We start from the raw sequence: 18,891 nt of genomic DNA, 5'->3' as shown, positions 1-18,891 counted from the left end.
GATCCTTGTGTGCCGTGCCGTGTCAGCGTGCGCCGTCGTCATCGTCGTCGTCGACGGGGTGGCGGTATTCGTACGCGTCGAGCCATTGCGGGCTCACCGTGTCCATGTTCGCGGGAATGTCCGTGCCCCTCCACACGCCATGGTCGACGTCGACGTATCCGGCGAGCGTGTCGGCGAGCCGTCGCGCGTACCGGGCGGACGGTTTCGGATTGTGCCGGTGCCGCCATTCGTCGACCTCGCGGCGCATGTCGTCCTCGGAGAACACCTGACGGTCCGCGCCCTCCTCGGAGTAGACGATGGGGTCGTCATGGCTGTCGCATACGTCCAGATGCCGGTCGATGTCCTTCTCGCGGCGCGGGTCGGAGCCGGGCATGGCGATGGTCGCGAACGTGTCGTCGTCGCCGAAGCGCGTGTAGTTGGCCGTGTAGCCGTGCGGCTCGTCGCCGAACAGGGTGTGCAGGAAGGTGGGGCCGGATTCGTTGTAGTCGTCCGGATCGTAGGGCAGGTCGAGGGGTGTGACGTGCGTGTTGCGCATGTCGCTGTGCTGCATGGTGATATTGGACCAGTCGAGGTTGAGCACGTCGGTGGTGTCCATGCCGTTGAGGTCGGCGTCGCGTATCGTGCCGTAACCGTCCTTTGGCCATGGGATCGGCGCCGTGCGGCCGGGTGCGGTGGTTGTGGCCGGCCCGTTCAGGTCCGGCAGTGGGGCCGGGGCGCCGTTGCCTGTGGTGTCGTACTGGCCGCCGGTGCCGTTCGGCGACCCTTTCGGTTTTCTGGGCTGTTCCATGTCATGATCCTTTCCGTCCATGGCTGTGCGCCGTCCGGACGCGACTATGCGTCCTGGCCGGATGCGGCCGCACCACGAGAAGCCGCGCCATGTCCGCGCATTCGCCATCCGCCTATACGGCCATGACGACACCGTCCATATGGCACTCCGCGCCCGCGCCGGCCCGGTGCGCCGCACCGTCGGATCGGTGCCGGCGCGACCGTCAGCCCCGTCCTCACCGGCGACCGCTTCGTGGGCGAACCCTACCGCCACCCGCTGCGCGCAGGCCCTGCAAGCGAATCTCGCGGATCTGGCACAACGGTGATCAAGGCTGCCGCGACTTGCGCTAATGTATCCTCTGAGATACAATCATGGCATGAGGATACTAACCACCAAAGAGTACAAGCGCTGGCTCTCGAAACTCAAAGACAAACAAGCGAAAGCGCGAATCATCCTCAAAACAAACCAGATCCAGCAAAACGGCATCAAGGCCGCCGACTTCAAACACGTGGGACGGGAGGTTCTGGAACTGCGGTTCCACTTCGGAGCCGGATACCGCGTATATTGCGCCAACAAACAAGACACCCTGCTCCTGCTGCTCACAGGCGGCGACAAAAGCTCCCAGCGCAAGGACATCGAAACCGCCCAACGGCTACTGGACGAAGCCAGAAAGGAACACCAATGGTGAACATCAGCGAATGGGACGCGAGCGAATACCTCGACGACAAGGAATCCATCATCGAATACCTCAACGCCGCCGCCCAGACAGACGACCCCCGGCTGCTTCAAACCGCACTTGGGGACGTCGCCAAGGCACGCGGCATGGCGCAGGTCGCCAAAGACGCCGGCGTCGGCCGCGAAAGCCTGTACAAAAGCCTCAGCCCAAGCGGCAACCCCTCGTTCGGCACAATCATGAAAGTCGTACACTCTTTGGGCGGGCGCATCACCATCGAACCCGTCGCCGCGTAATCCGGAAAACCACGTCCTCCCCGTCCGAACATGCGTCAGACGGGGAGGACGTGGTAGAGAAAGTGCCGGCACGACAAAACATGCCGGACGACGCAAGTCGGCGTACCATAATCCGGCGGCGTCATGCTGCGCTGAGCTTATCCGGTACGAGGTGATTGAAGCTCACATGCTGTTCCTGTGTCTCCAACACCAAGCGCCGGTGCGCAGCGGGCGCGACGTAGCGCCGCCGCCACCATGTCCGCATCCGCGCCGACCTCAAACAGCAGCCGCATCATCGCATGCACGCCCCCGTATCGGCGCGCCGTGCATGCGGGTGATCGGCGTACCCTCATACCCCCACGTCTCGGTGCGCGCATCCGCGCACAGGGCCGCGTTCTTCAATGCGGGATAGGTGCGGGCGATGAGCCTATGCACCGCATGGCGCAGCCGACGCCGGGTGCGGATGTCGCGGCATGCGGCCAGCTCGTCGTAGTTCGTGGCGTGATGACGGAGCCAGTTGACGCGTTCGCGATCCCACATGGCCGGATGCCGCCGCCGATAATCGGCGACATCCGCGCCCAGCTCCGCCGTAAGCCACTCATGCACATGCCCATCCAGACGCTCCATGCTCATCCGGTCGCAGCGAAGATACGCGGCCACATCGCACACGGCAACCACCCCCGCCCGTCAGCACTCGTCCACGCAATCGGGGCACAATTCGCCCCACATGCAGCCGCGACAGATGGTGCAGCCGCAATCCATGCACAATCCAAGCCCTTCACGGGCCCCGCAGTATTCGCACATGACCGTCGCTCCTTTCCGAAAACATCCCTGACGCCCCGACCCATGCGTCCCGCCGCATAGGGGCGGGACGCATGGCAAACCGCGCGACATGGGGAGGATGGACATGGAACAGCCCAGAAAACCGAAAGGCTCGCCGAACGGCACCGGCGGCCAGTACGATGCGGCCCCCGCCGGCGCGGCCGGCGCACCGCCCGCATGCCCGCCGCCGGGGGCCGTCCCGGACGGGGACGTGTTCGACGGCGCCGTGTTCTCCGGCGCGGACATCACTCACAAAAGCATGCCCGACACCGTGTTCGACGACTGTGAGTTCTACGAAACGCGCGGCTTTGGCGGCGCCGACCTGTCCGGCTCCGGTTTCAACTACTGCTCGTTCGATCTCGACCGGGACGACGAGGCCGCCCTGTTCGCGCAGCGCGGCTGCACGTTCGACGAGTGCCGCATGTGGGGCGGCGACGGGTTCGTGTCGTACAGTCGCATGTCGGGACGTGCGGATGCGACCGTCGTGGAGTTCGACGACGACGGCGAGGAGCATCCCGTCGTCTCGTTCGCCACCCCCAACGATCCGCATGAGACCCCGTGGCTTGACGAGCGGGAGATGCGCCATGCCGGCTACGGGCGTCTGATCGAGTACGCGGATCTGGCGCGTGGCGTGTGGCGGCATACGGACATCCCCTGCTCGCCGGGCTCCGTCATCACGAAACGACGCTAAGGAGGTCGGCGTGGAACAGCCAAGGAAACCGAAAGGCTCGCCGAACGGGGCGGGCGGCCAATACGACCGCAACCCGCACGGCACGACGCCCCTGCCCGGCCTGGACGCGGACGCGCCGGAGCCGGGCCGGGACGCGGACGCGCTCACCGAACAGCTGTTCGACCCGTTCCTCGATTGCTACCAGGACCGGTACATCAACCACACCGACCTGACGGGCGGATGGCGATGGTATCCGGAGATATCCGCGACGTACGGCGGCCGTACCCGCGTCTGGCATACGGGCGCCGATGACGGGCGAGGACGCTGGGAGGACCATGACGGCATGGACGGCGGGCCGCGCATCACCGTGACGGATTTCAACCAGGCCGGCGTGGACATCCGCTTCGAACGCGAGCTCCATTCGGGCGCGATCGTCGTCACCGCCCGCAACCTGCGCACCGGCGAGGAGACGCGGACGGCCGCCTGGTCGTCCATGGAGGCGGCGGACGCGTTCGACGCGGTGCTGGAGACGGCCCGGCATGAGGGGCGCCTCCCCGACGACGTCATGGGGTCGCACGCGTGTTTCGCATCGTTCCCGCAGGCCGATCCGGAGGGGTTCGCCGACGCCGCCCTGGACGGGTGCCGCGTGAGGGGCGTCACCTATGAGGGGCGTATGGTGGATGGTCATGTGACCGCCATGTTCTCCGACGGTTCGTTCCGGCTGGATGACGGCACGGACATCGGCGTGGGCGCGTTCCGGCCCGGCCGGGTGGAGTATCTCATCAACGACGTGAGACCGCGGGGCATGGTGCACGTGGCTCCGGCCGTGGCGGGCGAAAGCCCCATATGGGCGGCTGTGCGGCGCAACGGGTGCCGTGTCGACGCGGAGCTCACGTCGGGGGAGCGCGTCTCGGGGCGCATGACGTCCGCGGGACGCGTGGGCATGACGTTGCGCACCGGGGACGGGAGGCGCGTGAGGGTGGAGTACGCGGATGCGGCGCGCCTGTCGGCCGACCCGTCCGACAGGGCTCCGATCACGGTGCGCGGCGCCGCCGACTACGGGTTCGGGCCGGGGTATGCGCGACGCTGGTGCCGTCTGCAGAGGCTCCGTCACGCGGCCCATGGGTGCCGGCCGGTCACCGTGTCGTGGACCGGCGCGGACGGGCGCCGACGCCGCATGTGCGGCGTGCTGGCCGACTACACGGCCGAACGTGCCGTGGTGGAGGCGGACGGCCGCATGGTGGAGATCCCCAACGGCGACGTGGTCCGCTTGAGCGTCGACGTGTGACCCGGCGCGCATAGCCGCCCCCGACCGTGCATGCCGAACACAGCATAGGGAGGAGACCCATGGCCGATCCGTTGGATGATACGTACGGGCGCATGCTCGAGGAGCTGATCGCGGCGGGGGAGACCGTCGCGATGGACTGCGGATGCGGCGTCCGCTCATGGACGCGGATCGGCGCCGACGGGGCGCTCATCCTCACCGTGTGCGCCCGTCGGGGGCGGTTGGAATCCGCCATCGTCACGATGACCGGCCCCGACGGGCGGCCCGTGGACCGTGTGTATCTGGGCGACTGGGACATGTCCTGCCCTGCGCCCGTCCCGCTGCCCGACGATCCGGACGGGGCGGCGGAGCGGATCCGCGTCGTGCTCCGCGTGGTCCTCGCCTCCCACGCCCTGCGCGCCGCGGCCACCCCACCCGCAACAAGTAATATGCGAGGCAATAAGACGATCTAACGTCGCATGAATCATAAGACGGGGCACGGCCGACCGGAGGCGTGCCCCACCGTTTTTATGGAAGGCTGCTGCGTTGTATTCGGCGGCCTCCTTTGTTTTTTCGGCGTTCGGATGCGGGCCGGTCGGGGCATGGTGCGGGGATGGGCGGGCGGACGCATGGTCCGGCGCATGGACACCATGGGATTCCTCGACCGTCTCGAACGGCTGCTGCGCCTCGCCTGTACCGGCCGCGCCCGACTGGTGCGCGCCGCCGAGGGGAAGCGCTGGCGGCAATGGGCGGTGCTCACCGACACGGGCGGTGCCGCTCTCATCTGCGAGACCGACGGCAGGGGCGCGCCGTGCGCGGCCGTCCTCACCGCGCTGCACACCATCGACGGCGTCATGCCGCCACCCGTCATGTTCGGCGACTGGGGCGACATGGTCGCGGCCGAGCCGATCGGCGGCGTCGAATCACTCACGGCGGCCTGCATGGACGTGGTGGGCCTGGACTCGGGAAGGAGGACGTGATGTCGGAATGGGTCGTGGACGGGGCCGACGCGATGCTGGTCGCGGACACCGTCGACGTGCTGCTCGCCCTGGCGTCCGAGACGCCGGAACGCGGGGCGCGCGACCGTCTCCTCGCCGCTGCGGTGCGTATCCTGTACGGTGTGCGCGCCGCGCACCCGCAGACGGGGAAGGTGACGTTGGCCGACATGCGCGCCGCGCTCGAGAACCGGCTTTCGCGGCTTTCGGAGGCGCAGTCGCTGCGTCTTCACGGCGCGGTCGACGCGGACGAGAAGGCGGCGTGGGAGGCGATGATGGCGCTGCGCCCGATCGGGCCGGCGCAGGCCCTGTGGGCGTTCCGCCGCATCCCGCCGGCGCCACGGTGGCTGCCGGACGAATACTGGAACCTGTAAGCGTACCATCGGACGTAGGGGCCGGCCCTTTCCTGATCGGGGGAAGACCGGCCCCGTTTTCGTCCTCCCACGCCCGTTTCGGCGCCGCCTCGGCGGCCGTACGTGCTCCCGGAGGCGTTCGGATACGGGTCGGCGCCCGAAAGGCCGCGATGAGGCCGACGATGGGCGCATGGGCCGGTCGGCGCGCACGCCGTGTGAGGTCCGGGGTCTGCAGGAAGCGCGGAACAGGGGAGTCGCACCCGAGGGGGCGGGGCTCCCGTCATGCACTGAGGTCGGTGCCGACCTCAGAACGCCCCTGAGCCGTTGGGACCATTGGGCTGAGCGGGGGTGTGCACTGAGGTCTGGGGTTGTGTAAGGACACGAAAAACCGGAGTCACGGGACAAGCCGACCCGCGCGCGCACTGACGGCCGTTTCGTCGACGCCGACGGAAAAAGCCCTGTCCGACCCGCGTGCGTGCACTGAGGTCGCCCCTGACCTCAGAACGCCCCTGACATGTTGGAACCATTGGTCTGAGAGGCTCCGTGCACTGAGGTCTGGGGTTGTGTAAGGACACGAAAAACCGGAGTCACGGCAGGAACCGACCCGCTACGCGCGTGACTCCCTTTTTCCCATATTCCCGAAATACCCCAGACCTCAGTGCTCATGGTCTCTCTTCCCTTATAGGAGTAGGCGTGAGGGGCGTTCTGGGGTCGGCGCCGACCTCAGTGCACCCCAGTGCACCCCCGACTCGGTGCGTGCAAAGGCTCGAACCCGACACGGCGATGATACGGGACCCGTCTCCGTGCCCGACGACCGCGGTGCGCCCGCTCGCGCCTATCGGCCCCGGCCGGAGTGGAACCGTGATGAGCCGACCCGCGCCTGCGCGTGCACTGAGGTCGACCCCGACCTCAGAACGCCCCTGACCCGTTGGAACCATTGGGCTGAGCGGGGGTGTGCACTGAGGTCTGGGGTCTGTAAGAACCATGAAAAAGGGGAGTCACGGCAAGAACCGACCCGCTACGCGCGTGACTCCCTTTTTCCCATATTCCCGAAATACCCCAGACCTCAGTGCTCGGGGTCTCTCTTCCCTTATAGGAGTAGGCGTGAGGGGCGTTCTGGGGTCGGGGCCGACCTCAGTGCACCCCAGTGCTCCCGCGTCGGCCCCGTCGCACAGGGGCGCCGGATGACGCCTGTCGGGGTGCGGGCCGTCGTGATACGCGCCGATCAACAAAGCACGCTGCCGTCCGTCGTACGGAGTCCCGATCCGTATCCACCCGGGCGAGGGAGAGGGGCCATGTCGCACACACGCAGTCGCCCTGCACGCGTGCACTGAGGTCGGCCCCGACCTCAGAACACTCCTGACATGTTGGAACCATTGGGCTGAGAGGCCCCGTGCACTGAGGTCTGGGGTTGTGTAAGGACACGGAAAAAGGGAGTCAGCCGATACCGCGCCCCCGCATGCGCGTGACTCCCTTTTTCCCCATCTCCCCAAATACCCCGGACCTCAGTGCTCAGGGTCTCTCTTCCCTTATAGGAGTAGGCATGAGAGGCGTTCTGAGGTCGACCCCGACCTCAGTGCACCCCAGTGCTCGCCCCGTAATCACCGTGGTGGTTGGTGCCCTTGTTCCGGCAGGATCGGTCATGAACGGGGAGGATGCCCATGCGCCGGCGTCGACGGATTGGGCGACGCCGGCGCATGGGCATCCGATCGTCTTCCCGCCTTTCATGCGCGGCGGGGGCATGTCGCCCCGCACGTGTGCACTGAGGTCGACCCCGACCTCAGAACGCCCCTGAGCCGTTGGGACCATTGGGCTGAGAGGCTCCGTGCACTGAGGTCTGGGGTCTGTAAGGACACGGTAAAACCGGAGTCAGCCGATGATGCGCCCCCGCATGCGCGTGACTCCCTTTTTCCCCATCTCCCCAAATACCCCGGACCTCAGTGCTCGGGGTCTCTCTTCCCTTATAGGAGTAGGGTTGAGGGGCGTTCTGAGGTCGGGGCCGACCTCAGTGCACCCCAGTGCATCCGGTTCGGTGTGCAAGGGCGACGAGAAGATCGGCGGATCGTGGCGTCCAGGGGGTATCCCCGCCGCGGCCTCGCGCCCTGGACGCCATCCGGCTCCATCGGGGCCGCGATACGCCGACCACACGTACAGGGCCGATGGTCCGCGCGGGCCCCCGGGATGAGCCGACCCGCGCCTGTGCGTGCACTGAGGTCGGCCCCGACCCCAGAACACTCCTGACATGTTGGAACCATTGGGCTGAGGGACTCCGCGCACTGGGGTCTGGGGTTGTGTAAGGACACGGAAAAAGGGAGTCAGCCGATACCGCGCCCCCGCATGCGCGTGACTCCCTTTTTTCCCCTCTCCCCAAATACCCCAGACCTCAGTGCTCGGGGTCTCTCTTCCCTTATAGGAGTAGGCGTGAGGGGCGTTTCTGAGGTCGGCGGCGACCTCAGTGCACCCCAGTGCTCCCATGCCCCGGGTTGGCGATGATCTCCCAGGGGGCGCGCATACGCATCCCGTTTTGCCGTGTTCCCGAAGCATTCCGGCCCGATGCGCCGCAACACGCATGCGTTCAGGAGGGGGCGCATGGGGGCGGGGCATAGTCGCCCGCAATCGGCCACGGGTCCGAGGCGGGCGGAAGGGAGGATGCCAAGGCGGGGATGGAGGCCGCCCCGAACCGACGGGCGGGGGCGACGCGATCACGGGCGGCCGTATCGTGGCGGACGCCTCCGAACGACGACGCATGACGCCGGTCATGCATTCGCCCTGCAAGGACGACGGCTTATTGTTCGCCGACATGCATGCGAATATCCGACAATCGAACCCACTATTTAATCCTATTTTATTCTCACATATGAAAGGAGCCGTCGATGGCACAGCCACGCAAACCGAAAGGGGCGCCGAACGGGGCGGGCGGACAATGGGACACGGGCACGGACACGGCTGCGGCGACGCTGCCGCCCGTACCGCCCGCGTTCGACCATACGGACAAAACGATGGACCTCAAAGGCCTCGACATGCGCGGCATCCGCATCAGCGACTCCGACATGACGGACACGGACATGGACGGCGCAGACCTGTCGGGCGCATGCATGGACCGGAGCCGTCTGCGCCGCGCCTGCATGGACGACACGCGTCTGGCCGACACGCGCATATACGGCACCGACCTGCGCGGCGCCACGTTCATGCACGCCGCCGCAACGGGCCTGGAATGCGAGGACGCGGTGATGCGGGACACCGCATGGGCGGGCGCGGACCTGTCCGGCATGTCCGACACGGACGGCGACTGGCGCAGCGCCGATCTCGAGGACACGACCCTGCGCGGCTCACGCCTGCACGGCACCGACCTGCGCGGCGCCACCGTGACGGGAGGCGACTGGACGGGCATGGCCATCGACGCCGCATGCACCATGCGCGGCGCCACGTTCATCCGGTCGGACCTGCGCGGCACGTTCGACCGGCCCGGCGGCGTGCTCGACGAATCCGTACGCCTCGACCGCGTCCTCATCGGCTCCCGGACCTCCTGGGCGCAGATCAGCCGCCGTGACGGCTGGGAGCATGCCGTCCTCACGTCGGCGGCGCATCCCGAACCCCTCACCGCGGACATGACCTGTACCCCGCAGGCCGCGTGGCGTACGGCATGGCACGGCCGCGAACGGATGCGCGCCTGGCTGGACGGTTTCACGGCGCGCGACGGGCACCGGCCCTCGCCGAAGGTGCGCGACCGGCTGGCCAGGCTACTGGACGCGCACACCGACCCGGACACGGGCTGCTGGGCGCACACCGACATCCCCGCCGGCCCCGACACGTTGGACCGTGACTGCTGGGAGGAGACGGTGCGGCGCATGGAGCACGTGTGACGCATAGGCGCACGCATGACCCTGCACGAGACCGGGCCGGCCGGTCCGGGAAAGGAGCACGATGGGTATCCATGCGCCCGACAGCGCCGTCACGTCGCCCGCCTGCGGCGACACGATCCGTATCCGCGTCGAGACCGACCATGACGGCTATACGGTCGCCGCGGCCGGTTTCACGGCGCACGTCCCGGCTGATATCGGCGTCGCCGACACGGTGCGCACCATCCGCGCCGCGCACATGCGGAAAGCTCACGGCCTATGAGCGCGGCGCATGCGAAGCCGCTGTCGCGCCGCCGCCGTCGGCGCCGCGAGTGCGCCGCGAGACGCGCGGTAGGCGCCGTGTTCCTCATGCTGCTGGGCGCCGCCTCATGTGGTCTTGTCATGTCCGGCACGGCCGGCGCAACCGGCGCGTCCCACGGCCACTCACCCGTGACGCGCGTCACGCAGGCCGCCGCGGCGGACCGTTCCCAAACCCGCGCCGACCTGTTCGCCGACAATGCGCATGCGGCCAGTGTGGACGCGACGGGCACATGGAAGCTCAGCGACGACCGCATCGACGTGGACGCGCTCACCACGCCGAAACCCGCCCCGGCCGCGGGTGAACCGTCGGACACGGCCGCGTCACCTGCCGCCGGGCAGACGCGCGCCAGCGAACAGACCGTGGCCCTGCTCAACGACACAGCCAAGCCCGACGCCGCCCGCACCGGCACCCCCGCCGACACGGGCGACACCGGCAACGCCTACCCGTGGGGCCAATGCACATGGTGGGCGTACGAACGCCGCCACCAGCTCGGCCTGCCCGCCGGCTCCCACTTCGGCAACGCCGCCTCCTGGGCGGCCAGCGCCGCGGCCCTCGGCTACACGGTCGACACGACGCCCACGGTCGGCGCGATCGTCGTGTTCCAACCCGGACAGGCGGGCGCGCACCCCGTCTACGGGCATGTCGCCGTCGTCGAACAGATCCACGACGACGGGTCGGTCACCATCTCCGAAAGCAACGTGCAGGGCCTCGGCGTCATCTCCAACCGCACCCTGCCGGCCGCCAGCCAATACGCGTACATCCATTAACCGAAAAAGCGACAAGGAGCGACAATGAGCGACTTCTACACGGCAGGCGGCGCCGCCCTGACCAGCGATAAGGACGACTGGGAAACCCCACAGGCCCTGTTCGAACAATTGGACGCGGAATTCCATTTCACGCTCGACGCCGCAAGCAATGACCGCAACACTAAATGCGTCAAACACTACACACGCGAGGACAGCGCCTTCAATCACTCATGGGAGGGGGAGACCGTATTCTGCAACCCACCCTACGGGCGGCACACGATCGACTGGATTCGCAAATGCTCCCAGGAAGCCAGCAGACCCGATACGCTCGTCGTGTTGTTGGTGCCCGCACGTACCGATACAAAATGGTTCCAACAGTACATCCTCAACCGCGCCGAAATCCGGTTCCTGCCCGGCCGCCTCAAATACGAAATAGACGGACACCCCGGACAGGCGGCACCATTCCCCAGCATGATCGTCATCATGCGCACCGGCGAACGATAAGCAAGGAACCCAATGTTATCGACCGCTGTTACATGTGTCGTGTTTGTTTGTGCGCAGACACGACACATGTAACAGCGTGATCGTGATACTCATACCAGGGCGATCCGGCGGCCCAATGCCACGGCCAAGCGGTTCAGCGTCTTCACTGATGGGCTGATTCGTCCGGTTTCGATACGGCTGACACCGCTTTTCTCGGCGAGCTGTTCTTGGCTCAAGTGGGCGGCTTCACGGGCGAGCATGAGGTCCACGGCCGCGTCCATGAGCGCGCCTTGCTCGTCCATGTAGGCGGCGTCATCAGGGTTGTGCCGGTCTTGCTCGATAAGGGTGTCATAAGGAATAGCGGTGGGCATGGTGAGGATCCTTTCATTGGTCCGTGAGGAAGTCACCTGTTTCGTTCTCTCTCTTGCGCTGAACCCGATTTCTCTTTCCCCCGACTACTTCGGGAGAACACGGGCAGCACCATATTCGCCAACATGGTGCATACAGGGACGGAAAGCAAGATGAACGAGCTTGGGTTTCGCGTCATGATGAACGCAATAAGCGACCCCAGGATACACAATGTGAATAATGAGATAGTGGCCCATTGGCCACGCTTCCCTTGTGAAATCTCGGCATCAACAAGCTTGTCTTGACGATGCGACTCGTTAATGGTGAACGCATCGTTCCATGCGCACATCCGTTCACGAACCTCAATGGGATACTGATGAAGATGTCCGGCGGGGGCAGAGCCCCGGAAAAGAAGGATTCCTTTCCCGCCACCAGCAGTTTTTCTAGTTCGCGGCCTGATAATTCAGGAAACGCATCCTGCTCTATTGCAACGTCGCTTTCCTTCTGTCGGCCAGCTCCGCCATGATCAATGACGCCGTACGCGCCTTTGTCTGCTTCCTGAGGTTCCGCTGTGCCGTCCTCATTGATTCCTGGCGAAGTTCCTCCAGCTTGCGGGAGGTGTCCAGTCCGGGAATCGTCATCATTCTCATCATGTCTTTCATGGTTCATCGTAGTCCTTTCACTTGGTCACTGTTCGAAGGACCGTTTTTTTCAGTGTAGCAGCGACACGCCGTAAGCCGCATACATCCACTCGACCATGCCACACGGCCGCACGCGCCACCGGCTCGAGGTGGCCGGGAAGACGCCGAGCATGGTCAGGCGAGCGCTTCGGCGCCGCGGTTCGCGAGAGCGATGCGGGCGCACACGTCCAGCGTCCTCTCGACGATTTTCTCGATGCTCCAGACGAACGGCCGCTCACCTGCGGCGCGCACTTTTTCCGTCTCGACGGCGCAGGCGACGACAAGAAGGACCTGGTGCGTATGGCCGCCGACACGGGCAGCGCCATCGGCACGCTGCCCGACGACGTGACGGACGAATACGGCCGTCAGCGGACCGTTGCGGCGTCGTCTGATCGCGGACGCCGCCGGTATTGCCCTGCCGGTACGCCGACGACCGACGACGGCCGGAACCCGGCCGGGGTGGTGATGTTGGGCCGAGACCGCACCGTCCGGGGGGGGCATGGGGGCCGTCCGTGCCGACGCATTGCCGGCCGGGCATGATGGACCTCGATGACATGATGGCGGCCGTCCGCGGCCCGGAGTCGTCCGCCGCGGTCGGCCGTACGGGCATGTCCCGTTGGGTGGATGACGGGCCGCTCCGGCTCAGCGTGCACGGATGCGACGGGCGCGCGCATGCGCTCGTCCGCGCCTACGGGCTGCATGATCTCACCGTGTTGGAATGCCGCAACATCCCCGTCTCCGCGGCCGGCGCCCGCTGGCTGGCGCACCGATGGGAGGAGGCGCGATCGTCGCAGGTGCGGCGCGCGGCGCCCCGGGAATTGCTCGACACGGCCCTGATCCTGGGCGCCCACGGCTGGGTGACGGTATGCTCCGCGCACGGTCTGACGGCGGCCAGACCCGGCGTGTTGGCGCGTTGGCGGCCGGTCCGGGACGGCAACGGCCGTCTCCGTGCCTGCACGGCGATCGTGGAGGACACGGCGGGACAGATGTGCACGCACGTGGACCTGTCCGCCTGCCTGCCCGCCACGGCACGCCGCGACAGGCTCCTCGCCGCTGTGGCATCGCCTAACGCCGCGGCGGGGCGGCCGTGCGGCGACGCGGAGCTGCTCATGCTCGACGCCGAGCGACCATAGGGCGGTCGGCTGTTTCCTAAACGATTTGCTTAAATATATTTTAATATGCTATACTATGTTGCATGTTGGTGAAGGAATGGGCCGAGCGTGAGCATCTGCACCCGCAGACCGTGTGGAAATGGTGCCGTCAGGGCACCATGCCCGTCCCCGTGGAGCACACGCCGTCTGGCATGTGGCTCATCCACGACCCGAAATACGAGACCATGCCGCAATCGAAAAGCATGGAACCCCGCACCGTCTGCTATGCGCGAGTATCCAGCGGCGACCAAAAGAACGACCTGCAACGTCAAGCCGACCGACTGAAAGCGTTCGCCCTTAGCATGGGCGTCGAGAAGCCCGAGGTGGTCACGGAGACGGGTTCCGGCATGAACGACAGGCGGCGCAAGCTCAACCGGCTATTGTCCGACCCGACCGTGGGCACGCTGATCGTGGAGCACAGGGGCAGGCTCGCCCGCATGAACGCGGGACTGGTGGAGAGCGCGTTGAAAGCGCAGGGACGCCGGATCATCGTGGTGGACGACACGGAACTGGACGACGATTTGGTGCGCGACATGACCGAGGTGCTGACCTCGTTGTGCGCGAGACTGTACGGACGCCGCGCAGCCAAGCACAAGACGGACGCGGCGTTGAAGGCGGCACGCGATGCTTGAGGCGGTCAAGGTGACGCTTGACCCGACGTCACGGCAGGAACGACTCTTGGAGTCCCATGCTGGTGCGGCGCGGTTCGTCTACAACGCGGGACTCGCTCATGTCAAGGACATGCTCGAACGCGGCGATAAACCCGAATGGTCGTACTACGGGCTGCGCAGGTGGTGGAACCAAGCCAAGAACACACTCGCCGTGGACAAGACCACGGGAGAAACATGGTGGCCGGAGAACAGCAAGGAGGCATACAACAGCGGCCTCGAATCATTGGCCGACGCCCTGAAGAACTTCTCCAAGTCCCGCAAGGGGCAGCGGAAAGGCCGCAGGATGGGCTTCCCACGCTTCAAATCCAAGGACAAGGCGGTTCCCGGATTCGCGTACACGACGGGCTCGTTTGGCCTCATTGGCTGTGATCCTCATGCGCTGCGGCTCCCGAAGATAGGCCGCGTGCACTGCATGGAGAACGTGTCCAAGCGAGTGAACGGTGCGAAGGTGCTGCGCATGAGCGTATCCAAGCGTGGTGGGCGCTGGCAGGCCAGCCTGACCGTCGAACGCGCCGACCTGCCGATTCCATCGCCGCCGAAAGGCGGGAGCGTCGGCATCGACTTGGGCGTGAAGGAGCTCGCCACATTGTCGGACGGCACCGTGATACACAACCCGCACGCACTCAAATCGAACCTCAGACGGTTGAAGAAAGCCCAACGGAATCTGAGCCGCAAACGGAAAGGCTCCAACCGCCGCCGCAAGGCGAGAGCGCAGGTCGCCCGACTATACGCACGGGTGGCGAACCTGCGTTCGGACGCGCTCGACAAGACCACCACCATGCTCGCCCACACCTACGCGGACATCAGCATCGAGGACTTGAACGTGGCGGGCATGGCGGGAAACCACAGGCTCGCCCAATCGATTCAGGACGCCGCGTTCGCGGAGTTCCGACGCCTACTGACCTACAAGACCGCACGCACCGGCGCGAGGCTTCACGTCATCGACCGCTGGTATCCAAGCTCGAAGACGTGCTCGAACTGCGGGACGGTGAAAGCCAAGCTGCCCCTGTCCGAGCGCGTCTACCATTGCGAGGAGTGCGGGCTTGTCATCGACCGTGATGTGAACGCGGCCATCAACATCCAAGTCGCCGGGAGTGCCCCGGAGACGTTAAACGCGCGTGGAGGAAGCGTAAGACAGGCCCACCCCAAAGGCGGGACAATGCGGCATCCGGCGAAACGCGAACCAAGCGACGGCGAGAGTCGCGTGAGGCTTGGAGCCGGCCTTGGCAACGAGGCCATGCAGATGACTTCGCTCTAGCGACAAGCTAAAACAAAGTCATCTACAACGGCCCCGATGCCCGTCCGGTGCGGGAACGGTTGTCGGACAATGCCCTGCGGAACTTCTATGACTCCCATCCGATGCGTATATCCGTGTCGTCCGGGTCGAGCAGGACGAGCGTGAACACCGGGCGGCGGCGCAGGCGGCGCAGCGTGTCACGCTCCTCACGCACCTGCACATACTCCCGTTTCCACGCATCGAACCGTTCCCGCACCGGACGGGGCCGCATGTCCGCACCGCAGACCGGGCAATGGTTGCGCCACCCGTGCGCCGCCCCGCAGCGTGCGGCCGCGACCCGCGACCCGCAGCCGGGACACGGCACCAGACCGTCCGGCGCCTCGTCGCGATGTTCGGCCCACCATGCGTCGTTGCGCGCCGCCAGACGGTCGCGGAGCCGTTCCAGCCGCGCACCCAGCCGCGTCTCGCGCACGCCTGGACGTGCGGCCGGCATCATGTCGTCATGGCAGAGCGTGGCGGGTCGCGCCCCGCCGGACCGGTGCGCGGTGAGCCGGTCGACGGCGTCACGGACGGTGGGCGAGACGCCGTCGAGCATGATCACCGGCAGGACGGGCCGCCCATGCGCGCACGCCCACCCGTCGACCAGACCCTGCAGCCGTTCGGCCGTGACGTCCCCGTCGCATTCCATCAACCTCACATCATCCTCCTGTCGCGCACACCAAGGCCCCATGCCGCGGCATGATCCTCCTACATTTCGGCCGTCGCCGTGTCCGGCGTCGGCGCCTGCCCCGGATCGGACCCGGCGGCGCAGCCGGCGGCGCCGATGGCGAGCACGGCGGCGAGCAGCATGACGATCGGAGTCCTCGTTCCCATAGCGGTCATCCTTTCCGAAAAACACCCCGCCGCTATGCGCCCGGGCATAGGGGAGGGGCGTGGGTGGCGCCCCATGACGGGGCGCGGATGATGACGGGAGGCGTCCACATGGCGAGAAGACAGTCCGTGACGGCGGCGGGCACGAACGCACGACATCTGGGAGGCGGCTACGTGCGCACCACAGGCGGCGAGGCATGGCTGTTCGCCCAAGTGCCCGCACAGCCGCCCGTACGCGACGCCTCATCATGGGACGACCGCGAAAGGAACGCACGCCCATGGCTCATGGCGCTGCCGCGCATCGCCGAACTCACACCCCACATCCCGTTCGTCGGCCGCAAGGCGATGAAGGGCTTCTACCGTGAAATCCACATCCTGGCAATCTCCACACCCCAACCATACGAACCGAGCCCCATCCTGGACGCGGCCAGCCGGTTCAGGCTCGCCCGTGACTTCGGCGGCCACGCCGTCCACGACCGCTTCACCCTCCTCGGCGTGCGCCTCACCTCCGGCCGCAACCCCGACACGGCGAAGAGAAGAAGCATCTGGTCGCGCATCGCGGGCGTCGTCACGACGATGGCCGCGATGGACGGCACCGGCATGCCGCCCGACTCCGACTTCGACGCGGACCGGGCCGCCATCGCCGAGATCCTCACGGACGCGGGCTGCACCGTCCCGGACGAGCGGATGATGAGACGCGCCCTCGCATGGTGGCGCACCGACCGCAAACCCGAGATCGTGCCCGTCATGGTCGAACACGAACACATGCACACGTTCCCCGACTACCGTTCATGCAAACGGGCCGAACGGTTCTTCGACGCGGGCGGCGACTGCGCCACCTGGACGCAGCGCGAACCCTTCTCCTATCCGATGACCATCGTCACCCTCAGCCCCCTCCCGTTCGAAGGGCAGGACGTGCGCCAGCTGACGGACTCCGACTGGGCGGCGACGCTCATGGCCCAATCCAAAGGCGGCGGCCAGGGCGCGCTGGCCCTCTCCATCCGCGGCCTGCTGGAACCCGGCGAGCTGACACGCGAACAGATCGACAAGGACAAGGAGCTGGTGTACGAGAAAGCAGTCGAACAGGCCACGGACGGGCACAAACGCAACGTGCGCACCGCCGCGGACCTGGACCGGGTGGACGACGCGTACCAGTCGGGCGAGAAGCCATGGCCCACGCTCATCGAGGCGCGCGCCCACGCCGCCATCCCGCAGATCGTGGACCGGCCCAGCCAGATCATCTACCCGGGCGACGTCCAATTGAACCCGGAAAGGCAGGACGCCGCATTCCAGGACATGATGATCGGCTCGCCGATCAGCTACAACCCGTCGCCCTTGTACTGGCCTGTGCCCATCGTCGCCTACGCCGGGCTCGCCGGCCGTTCCGTCGCCGGCGACGACATGGGACGGGGCGGCAAGACCGACCTGCCCGGCGCGCTGCTGGGATTCACGGAGACGGACGCGCAGCCCGTGTACGTGTCGCCGTTCGAATCACGCGAAACCCACAACCCGCCATGCCTGCTCGTGACGGGCGCGACCGGTTCGGGCAAGACCCGCGTCCTCCTGTGGCTCGCCTCCCAGATGGCCGCCCTGCCGGACCCGTACAGGGACGGCCCGAACCGGCAGTCGCAGCGGCGCATCCCGTACGACCGGATCGCCCATCCCGTGCGCATCCCCGGCGTGTTCCTGGATCCGAAACCGAACTCGGATGATTTCGAACCGTTCATCCGCAAGCACCACGGCGTCATCATCCGTCTCGACACCGCCGAGGCGGACGGCATCCTGGACCCGCTTAGGTGCATGCCGGCGGCCAGCGTGGAACGGGTGCAGACGGCGGTGGAGATGCTCTCGCAGATCACGGCGGGCGAATACGGCGACAAGAGCCGTGAACTGGCGCTCAACTCGATCCTGTTCTACGGCGACATGCACGGGGCCGACTGCATGGGCGAGGCCATCGAAATCGCCTACCGCGCGTACACGGGCCGGGAGGCGGGCTGGGAGACCATCGACCCGATGGTCGAGGATATCGCGCCCGCGATGCGCCGCAACATCGAGTCGAACCCGATGCTGCGCATCATCTACGGCACCCGTCACGGCGGACGCTCCCTGGCCGTGTCCGAGGGGCTCACCTTGCTGAGCGCCGGCACGATGAACATCATCGCCGACCCGAACAGCCAGTCGGTGCCGTCCATCATCCAACGCTGGACGGTGCGCATGGCGGCCCTGGGTGCGGGCGCCGCCATCCAGGGCCGTAACGGGTTCCTCATCGTCGACGAGGCCTGGTCGCTGCTCGGCGACAGGTTCGGCGCCGGATTGGTGAACCGCATGGGCCGTCTCGCCCGCGCCCAGCATTACTTCCCGATCTTCGCCAGCCAGAAGGTCGACGAGTTCGTCGACGTGGGATTGCAGGATTTCGTGGGACGCGGCATCATTCTGGGTCTGGGCGCCCGCAACGAGGGCGGCACGTCCGGCGAGTCGCAGGCGCAGGCGGTGTGCCGCCTATTCGGCATCCCCACGGATGGCCGTCTCCATGAGCGCATGATGCACGCCCGCGTCCTGGATGCGGAAAGCCAGGAGCCGGACTATGAGAGCCTGTACGCGCTGGTCGACCCGCGCACGGGGCGGATCGTGCGCGGCTCGGTCCCGTACTATGTGGGGCCGGAGGGCGACGCGATCCCGGTCGAGGTCAACGTGCCCGACGAGCTCATCTAGCGCGGACGCATATG

At 66.7% G+C, this 18,891-nt stretch carries 22 protein-coding genes; 15 read left to right on the top strand and 7 right to left on the bottom strand.

From position 1 onward, the window contains the following. Positions 1 to 22: 22 nt before the first annotated feature. The gene (locus D2E22_RS01160; protein ID WP_126031286.1) at positions 23 to 787 is read right to left on the bottom strand and encodes a hypothetical protein; all 765 of its coding nucleotides are present in this window, start codon (positions 785 to 787) and stop codon (positions 23 to 25) included. Between the two features lie 355 nt (positions 788 to 1,142). Between D2E22_RS01160 and D2E22_RS01155 the strand changes: the two genes are divergently transcribed. Both D2E22_RS01155 and D2E22_RS01150 read left to right on the top strand, forming a co-directional pair. Then, complete coding sequence (locus D2E22_RS01155) at positions 1,143 to 1,454, top strand: type II toxin-antitoxin system RelE/ParE family toxin (protein WP_164518357.1); 312 nt, start codon at positions 1,143 to 1,145, stop codon at positions 1,452 to 1,454. Beyond that, complete coding sequence (locus D2E22_RS01150) at positions 1,448 to 1,735, top strand: addiction module antidote protein (RefSeq protein ID WP_126031284.1); 288 nt, start codon at positions 1,448 to 1,450, stop codon at positions 1,733 to 1,735. The genes D2E22_RS01155 and D2E22_RS01150 overlap by 7 nt, the downstream gene beginning before the upstream one ends. Positions 1,736 to 1,990: 255 nt before the next feature. On the opposite strand, the gene D2E22_RS01145 is transcribed toward D2E22_RS01150, so the two are convergent. Further along, a complete protein-coding gene (locus tag D2E22_RS01145) occupies positions 1,991 to 2,347 on the bottom strand; it encodes a hypothetical protein (RefSeq protein ID WP_126031283.1) in 357 nt (118 codons plus the stop codon). A 274-nt stretch (positions 2,348 to 2,621) separates the two neighbouring features. On the opposite strand from D2E22_RS01145, the gene D2E22_RS01140 reads away from it, so the two are divergent. The 9 genes from D2E22_RS01140 to D2E22_RS01100 all read left to right on the top strand — a co-directional run bounded on the left by D2E22_RS01140 (position 2,622) and on the right by D2E22_RS01100 (position 11,229). Continuing rightward, positions 2,622 to 3,227, top strand: a complete 606-nt coding sequence (locus tag D2E22_RS01140; protein WP_126031282.1) for a pentapeptide repeat-containing protein — start codon at positions 2,622 to 2,624, stop codon at positions 3,225 to 3,227. A 10-nt stretch (positions 3,228 to 3,237) separates the two neighbouring features. Next, a complete protein-coding gene (locus tag D2E22_RS01135; RefSeq protein WP_126031281.1) occupies positions 3,238 to 4,494 on the top strand; it encodes a hypothetical protein in 1,257 nt (418 codons plus the stop codon). A gap of 59 nt (positions 4,495 to 4,553) precedes the next feature. Next, the gene (locus D2E22_RS01130) at positions 4,554 to 4,943 is read left to right on the top strand and encodes a hypothetical protein (RefSeq protein ID WP_126031280.1); all 390 of its coding nucleotides are present in this window, start codon (positions 4,554 to 4,556) and stop codon (positions 4,941 to 4,943) included. Between the two features lie 168 nt (positions 4,944 to 5,111). Then, entirely contained in the window at positions 5,112 to 5,450 is a 339-nt protein-coding gene (locus D2E22_RS01125) for a hypothetical protein (protein WP_126031279.1), read from the top strand. After that, complete coding sequence (locus D2E22_RS01120) at positions 5,450 to 5,839, top strand: hypothetical protein (protein ID WP_126031278.1); 390 nt, start codon at positions 5,450 to 5,452, stop codon at positions 5,837 to 5,839. Before D2E22_RS01125 ends, D2E22_RS01120 begins: the two co-directional genes overlap by 1 nt. Before the next feature lie 2,852 nt (positions 5,840 to 8,691). Beyond that, positions 8,692 to 9,681 carry a pentapeptide repeat-containing protein gene (locus D2E22_RS01115; protein ID WP_126031277.1) on the top strand — a complete coding sequence of 330 codons (990 nt, stop codon included), beginning with the start codon at positions 8,692 to 8,694 and terminating at the stop codon, positions 9,679 to 9,681. A gap of 61 nt (positions 9,682 to 9,742) precedes the next feature. Beyond that, a complete protein-coding gene (locus tag D2E22_RS01110; RefSeq protein WP_126031276.1) occupies positions 9,743 to 9,940 on the top strand; it encodes a hypothetical protein in 198 nt (65 codons plus the stop codon). Next, positions 9,937 to 10,746 (top strand): CHAP domain-containing protein, encoded by an 810-nt coding sequence (locus tag D2E22_RS01105; protein WP_126031275.1) that lies wholly within the window; start codon positions 9,937 to 9,939, stop codon positions 10,744 to 10,746. The genes D2E22_RS01110 and D2E22_RS01105 overlap by 4 nt, the downstream gene beginning before the upstream one ends. Before the next feature lie 24 nt (positions 10,747 to 10,770). Continuing rightward, on the top strand, positions 10,771 to 11,229 hold the full coding sequence (locus D2E22_RS01100) for a DNA N-6-adenine-methyltransferase (protein WP_126031274.1): 459 nt from the start codon (positions 10,771 to 10,773) through the stop codon (positions 11,227 to 11,229). 89 nt (positions 11,230 to 11,318) lie between these two features. On the opposite strand, the gene D2E22_RS01095 is transcribed toward D2E22_RS01100, so the two are convergent. The 3 genes from D2E22_RS01095 to D2E22_RS01085 all read right to left on the bottom strand — a co-directional run bounded on the left by D2E22_RS01095 (position 11,319) and on the right by D2E22_RS01085 (position 12,737). Further along, positions 11,319 to 11,579 (bottom strand): helix-turn-helix transcriptional regulator, encoded by a 261-nt coding sequence (locus tag D2E22_RS01095; RefSeq protein WP_241218109.1) that lies wholly within the window; start codon positions 11,577 to 11,579, stop codon positions 11,319 to 11,321. Between the two features lie 172 nt (positions 11,580 to 11,751). Next, positions 11,752 to 12,225: a hypothetical protein gene (locus D2E22_RS01090; protein WP_126031273.1), complete on the bottom strand. Its 474-nt coding sequence runs from the start codon at positions 12,223 to 12,225 to the stop codon at positions 11,752 to 11,754. 146 nt (positions 12,226 to 12,371) lie between these two features. Next, a complete protein-coding gene (locus D2E22_RS01085) occupies positions 12,372 to 12,737 on the bottom strand; it encodes a hypothetical protein (protein WP_126031272.1) in 366 nt (121 codons plus the stop codon). A 35-nt stretch (positions 12,738 to 12,772) separates the two neighbouring features. On the opposite strand from D2E22_RS01085, the gene D2E22_RS01080 reads away from it, so the two are divergent. The 3 genes from D2E22_RS01080 to tnpB all read left to right on the top strand — a co-directional run bounded on the left by D2E22_RS01080 (position 12,773) and on the right by tnpB (position 15,316). After that, entirely contained in the window at positions 12,773 to 13,369 is a 597-nt protein-coding gene (locus D2E22_RS01080; RefSeq protein WP_126031271.1) for a hypothetical protein, read from the top strand. A 62-nt stretch (positions 13,370 to 13,431) separates the two neighbouring features. Then, positions 13,432 to 14,019, top strand: coding sequence for an IS607 family transposase (locus tag D2E22_RS01075; protein WP_126031270.1), 588 nt, complete (start codon positions 13,432 to 13,434; stop codon positions 14,017 to 14,019). Continuing rightward, positions 14,012 to 15,316: an IS607 family element RNA-guided endonuclease TnpB gene (tnpB, locus tag D2E22_RS01070; RefSeq protein ID WP_126031269.1), complete on the top strand. Its 1,305-nt coding sequence runs from the start codon at positions 14,012 to 14,014 to the stop codon at positions 15,314 to 15,316. The genes D2E22_RS01075 and tnpB overlap by 8 nt, the downstream gene beginning before the upstream one ends. Positions 15,317 to 15,401: 85 nt before the next feature. Here the strand turns inward: tnpB and D2E22_RS01065 are convergent, their stop codons facing one another. Next, positions 15,402 to 15,992: a hypothetical protein gene (locus D2E22_RS01065; protein WP_126031268.1), complete on the bottom strand. Its 591-nt coding sequence runs from the start codon at positions 15,990 to 15,992 to the stop codon at positions 15,402 to 15,404. A gap of 50 nt (positions 15,993 to 16,042) precedes the next feature. Then, entirely contained in the window at positions 16,043 to 16,168 is a 126-nt protein-coding gene (locus tag D2E22_RS10840; RefSeq protein WP_277600004.1) for a hypothetical protein, read from the bottom strand. A gap of 108 nt (positions 16,169 to 16,276) precedes the next feature. On the opposite strand from D2E22_RS10840, the gene D2E22_RS01060 reads away from it, so the two are divergent. After that, positions 16,277 to 18,877: a hypothetical protein gene (locus tag D2E22_RS01060; protein ID WP_126031267.1), complete on the top strand. Its 2,601-nt coding sequence runs from the start codon at positions 16,277 to 16,279 to the stop codon at positions 18,875 to 18,877. Positions 18,878 to 18,891 lie beyond the last annotated feature (14 nt).

Source organism: Bifidobacterium castoris, from assembly GCF_003952025.1.
GTDB lineage: Bacteria > Actinomycetota > Actinomycetes > Actinomycetales > Bifidobacteriaceae > Bifidobacterium > Bifidobacterium castoris.
Note: the sequence above shows the minus strand (reverse complement) of the source record. Positions and strands in the feature narration are given on the sequence as shown.

What these genes read in the sequence shown, in the direction of transcription:
- D2E22_RS01160 (WP_126031286.1), bottom strand. Translation starts at nt 787, where the DNA reads ATGGAACAGCCCAGAAAACCGAAAGGGTCGCCGAACGGCACCGGCGGC.
- D2E22_RS01155 (WP_164518357.1), top strand. Translation starts at nt 1,143, where the DNA reads ATGAGGATACTAACCACCAAAGAGTACAAGCGCTGGCTCTCGAAACTC.
- D2E22_RS01150 (WP_126031284.1), top strand. Translation starts at nt 1,448, where the DNA reads ATGGTGAACATCAGCGAATGGGACGCGAGCGAATACCTCGACGACAAG.
- D2E22_RS01145 (WP_126031283.1), bottom strand. Translation starts at nt 2,347, where the DNA reads ATGAGCATGGAGCGTCTGGATGGGCATGTGCATGAGTGGCTTACGGCG.
- D2E22_RS01140 (WP_126031282.1), top strand. Translation starts at nt 2,622, where the DNA reads ATGGAACAGCCCAGAAAACCGAAAGGCTCGCCGAACGGCACCGGCGGC.
- D2E22_RS01130 (WP_126031280.1), top strand. Translation starts at nt 4,554, where the DNA reads ATGGCCGATCCGTTGGATGATACGTACGGGCGCATGCTCGAGGAGCTG.
- D2E22_RS01125 (WP_126031279.1), top strand. Translation starts at nt 5,112, where the DNA reads ATGGACACCATGGGATTCCTCGACCGTCTCGAACGGCTGCTGCGCCTC.
- D2E22_RS01120 (WP_126031278.1), top strand. Translation starts at nt 5,450, where the DNA reads ATGTCGGAATGGGTCGTGGACGGGGCCGACGCGATGCTGGTCGCGGAC.
- D2E22_RS01115 (WP_126031277.1), top strand. Translation starts at nt 8,692, where the DNA reads ATGGCACAGCCACGCAAACCGAAAGGGGCGCCGAACGGGGCGGGCGGA.
- D2E22_RS01110 (WP_126031276.1), top strand. Translation starts at nt 9,743, where the DNA reads ATGGGTATCCATGCGCCCGACAGCGCCGTCACGTCGCCCGCCTGCGGC.
- D2E22_RS01105 (WP_126031275.1), top strand. Translation starts at nt 9,937, where the DNA reads ATGAGCGCGGCGCATGCGAAGCCGCTGTCGCGCCGCCGCCGTCGGCGC.
- D2E22_RS01100 (WP_126031274.1), top strand. Translation starts at nt 10,771, where the DNA reads ATGAGCGACTTCTACACGGCAGGCGGCGCCGCCCTGACCAGCGATAAG.
- D2E22_RS01095 (WP_241218109.1), bottom strand. Translation starts at nt 11,579, where the DNA reads ATGCCCACCGCTATTCCTTATGACACCCTTATCGAGCAAGACCGGCAC.
- D2E22_RS01090 (WP_126031273.1), bottom strand. Translation starts at nt 12,225, where the DNA reads ATGAACCATGAAAGACATGATGAGAATGATGACGATTCCCGGACTGGA.
- D2E22_RS01085 (WP_126031272.1), bottom strand. Translation starts at nt 12,737, where the DNA reads ATGCCCCCCCCGGACGGTGCGGTCTCGGCCCAACATCACCACCCCGGC.
- D2E22_RS01080 (WP_126031271.1), top strand. Translation starts at nt 12,773, where the DNA reads ATGATGGACCTCGATGACATGATGGCGGCCGTCCGCGGCCCGGAGTCG.
- D2E22_RS01075 (WP_126031270.1), top strand. Translation starts at nt 13,432, where the DNA reads ATGTTGGTGAAGGAATGGGCCGAGCGTGAGCATCTGCACCCGCAGACC.
- tnpB (WP_126031269.1), top strand. Translation starts at nt 14,012, where the DNA reads ATGCTTGAGGCGGTCAAGGTGACGCTTGACCCGACGTCACGGCAGGAA.
- D2E22_RS10840 (WP_277600004.1), bottom strand. Translation starts at nt 16,168, where the DNA reads ATGGGAACGAGGACTCCGATCGTCATGCTGCTCGCCGCCGTGCTCGCC.
- D2E22_RS01060 (WP_126031267.1), top strand. Translation starts at nt 16,277, where the DNA reads ATGGCGAGAAGACAGTCCGTGACGGCGGCGGGCACGAACGCACGACAT.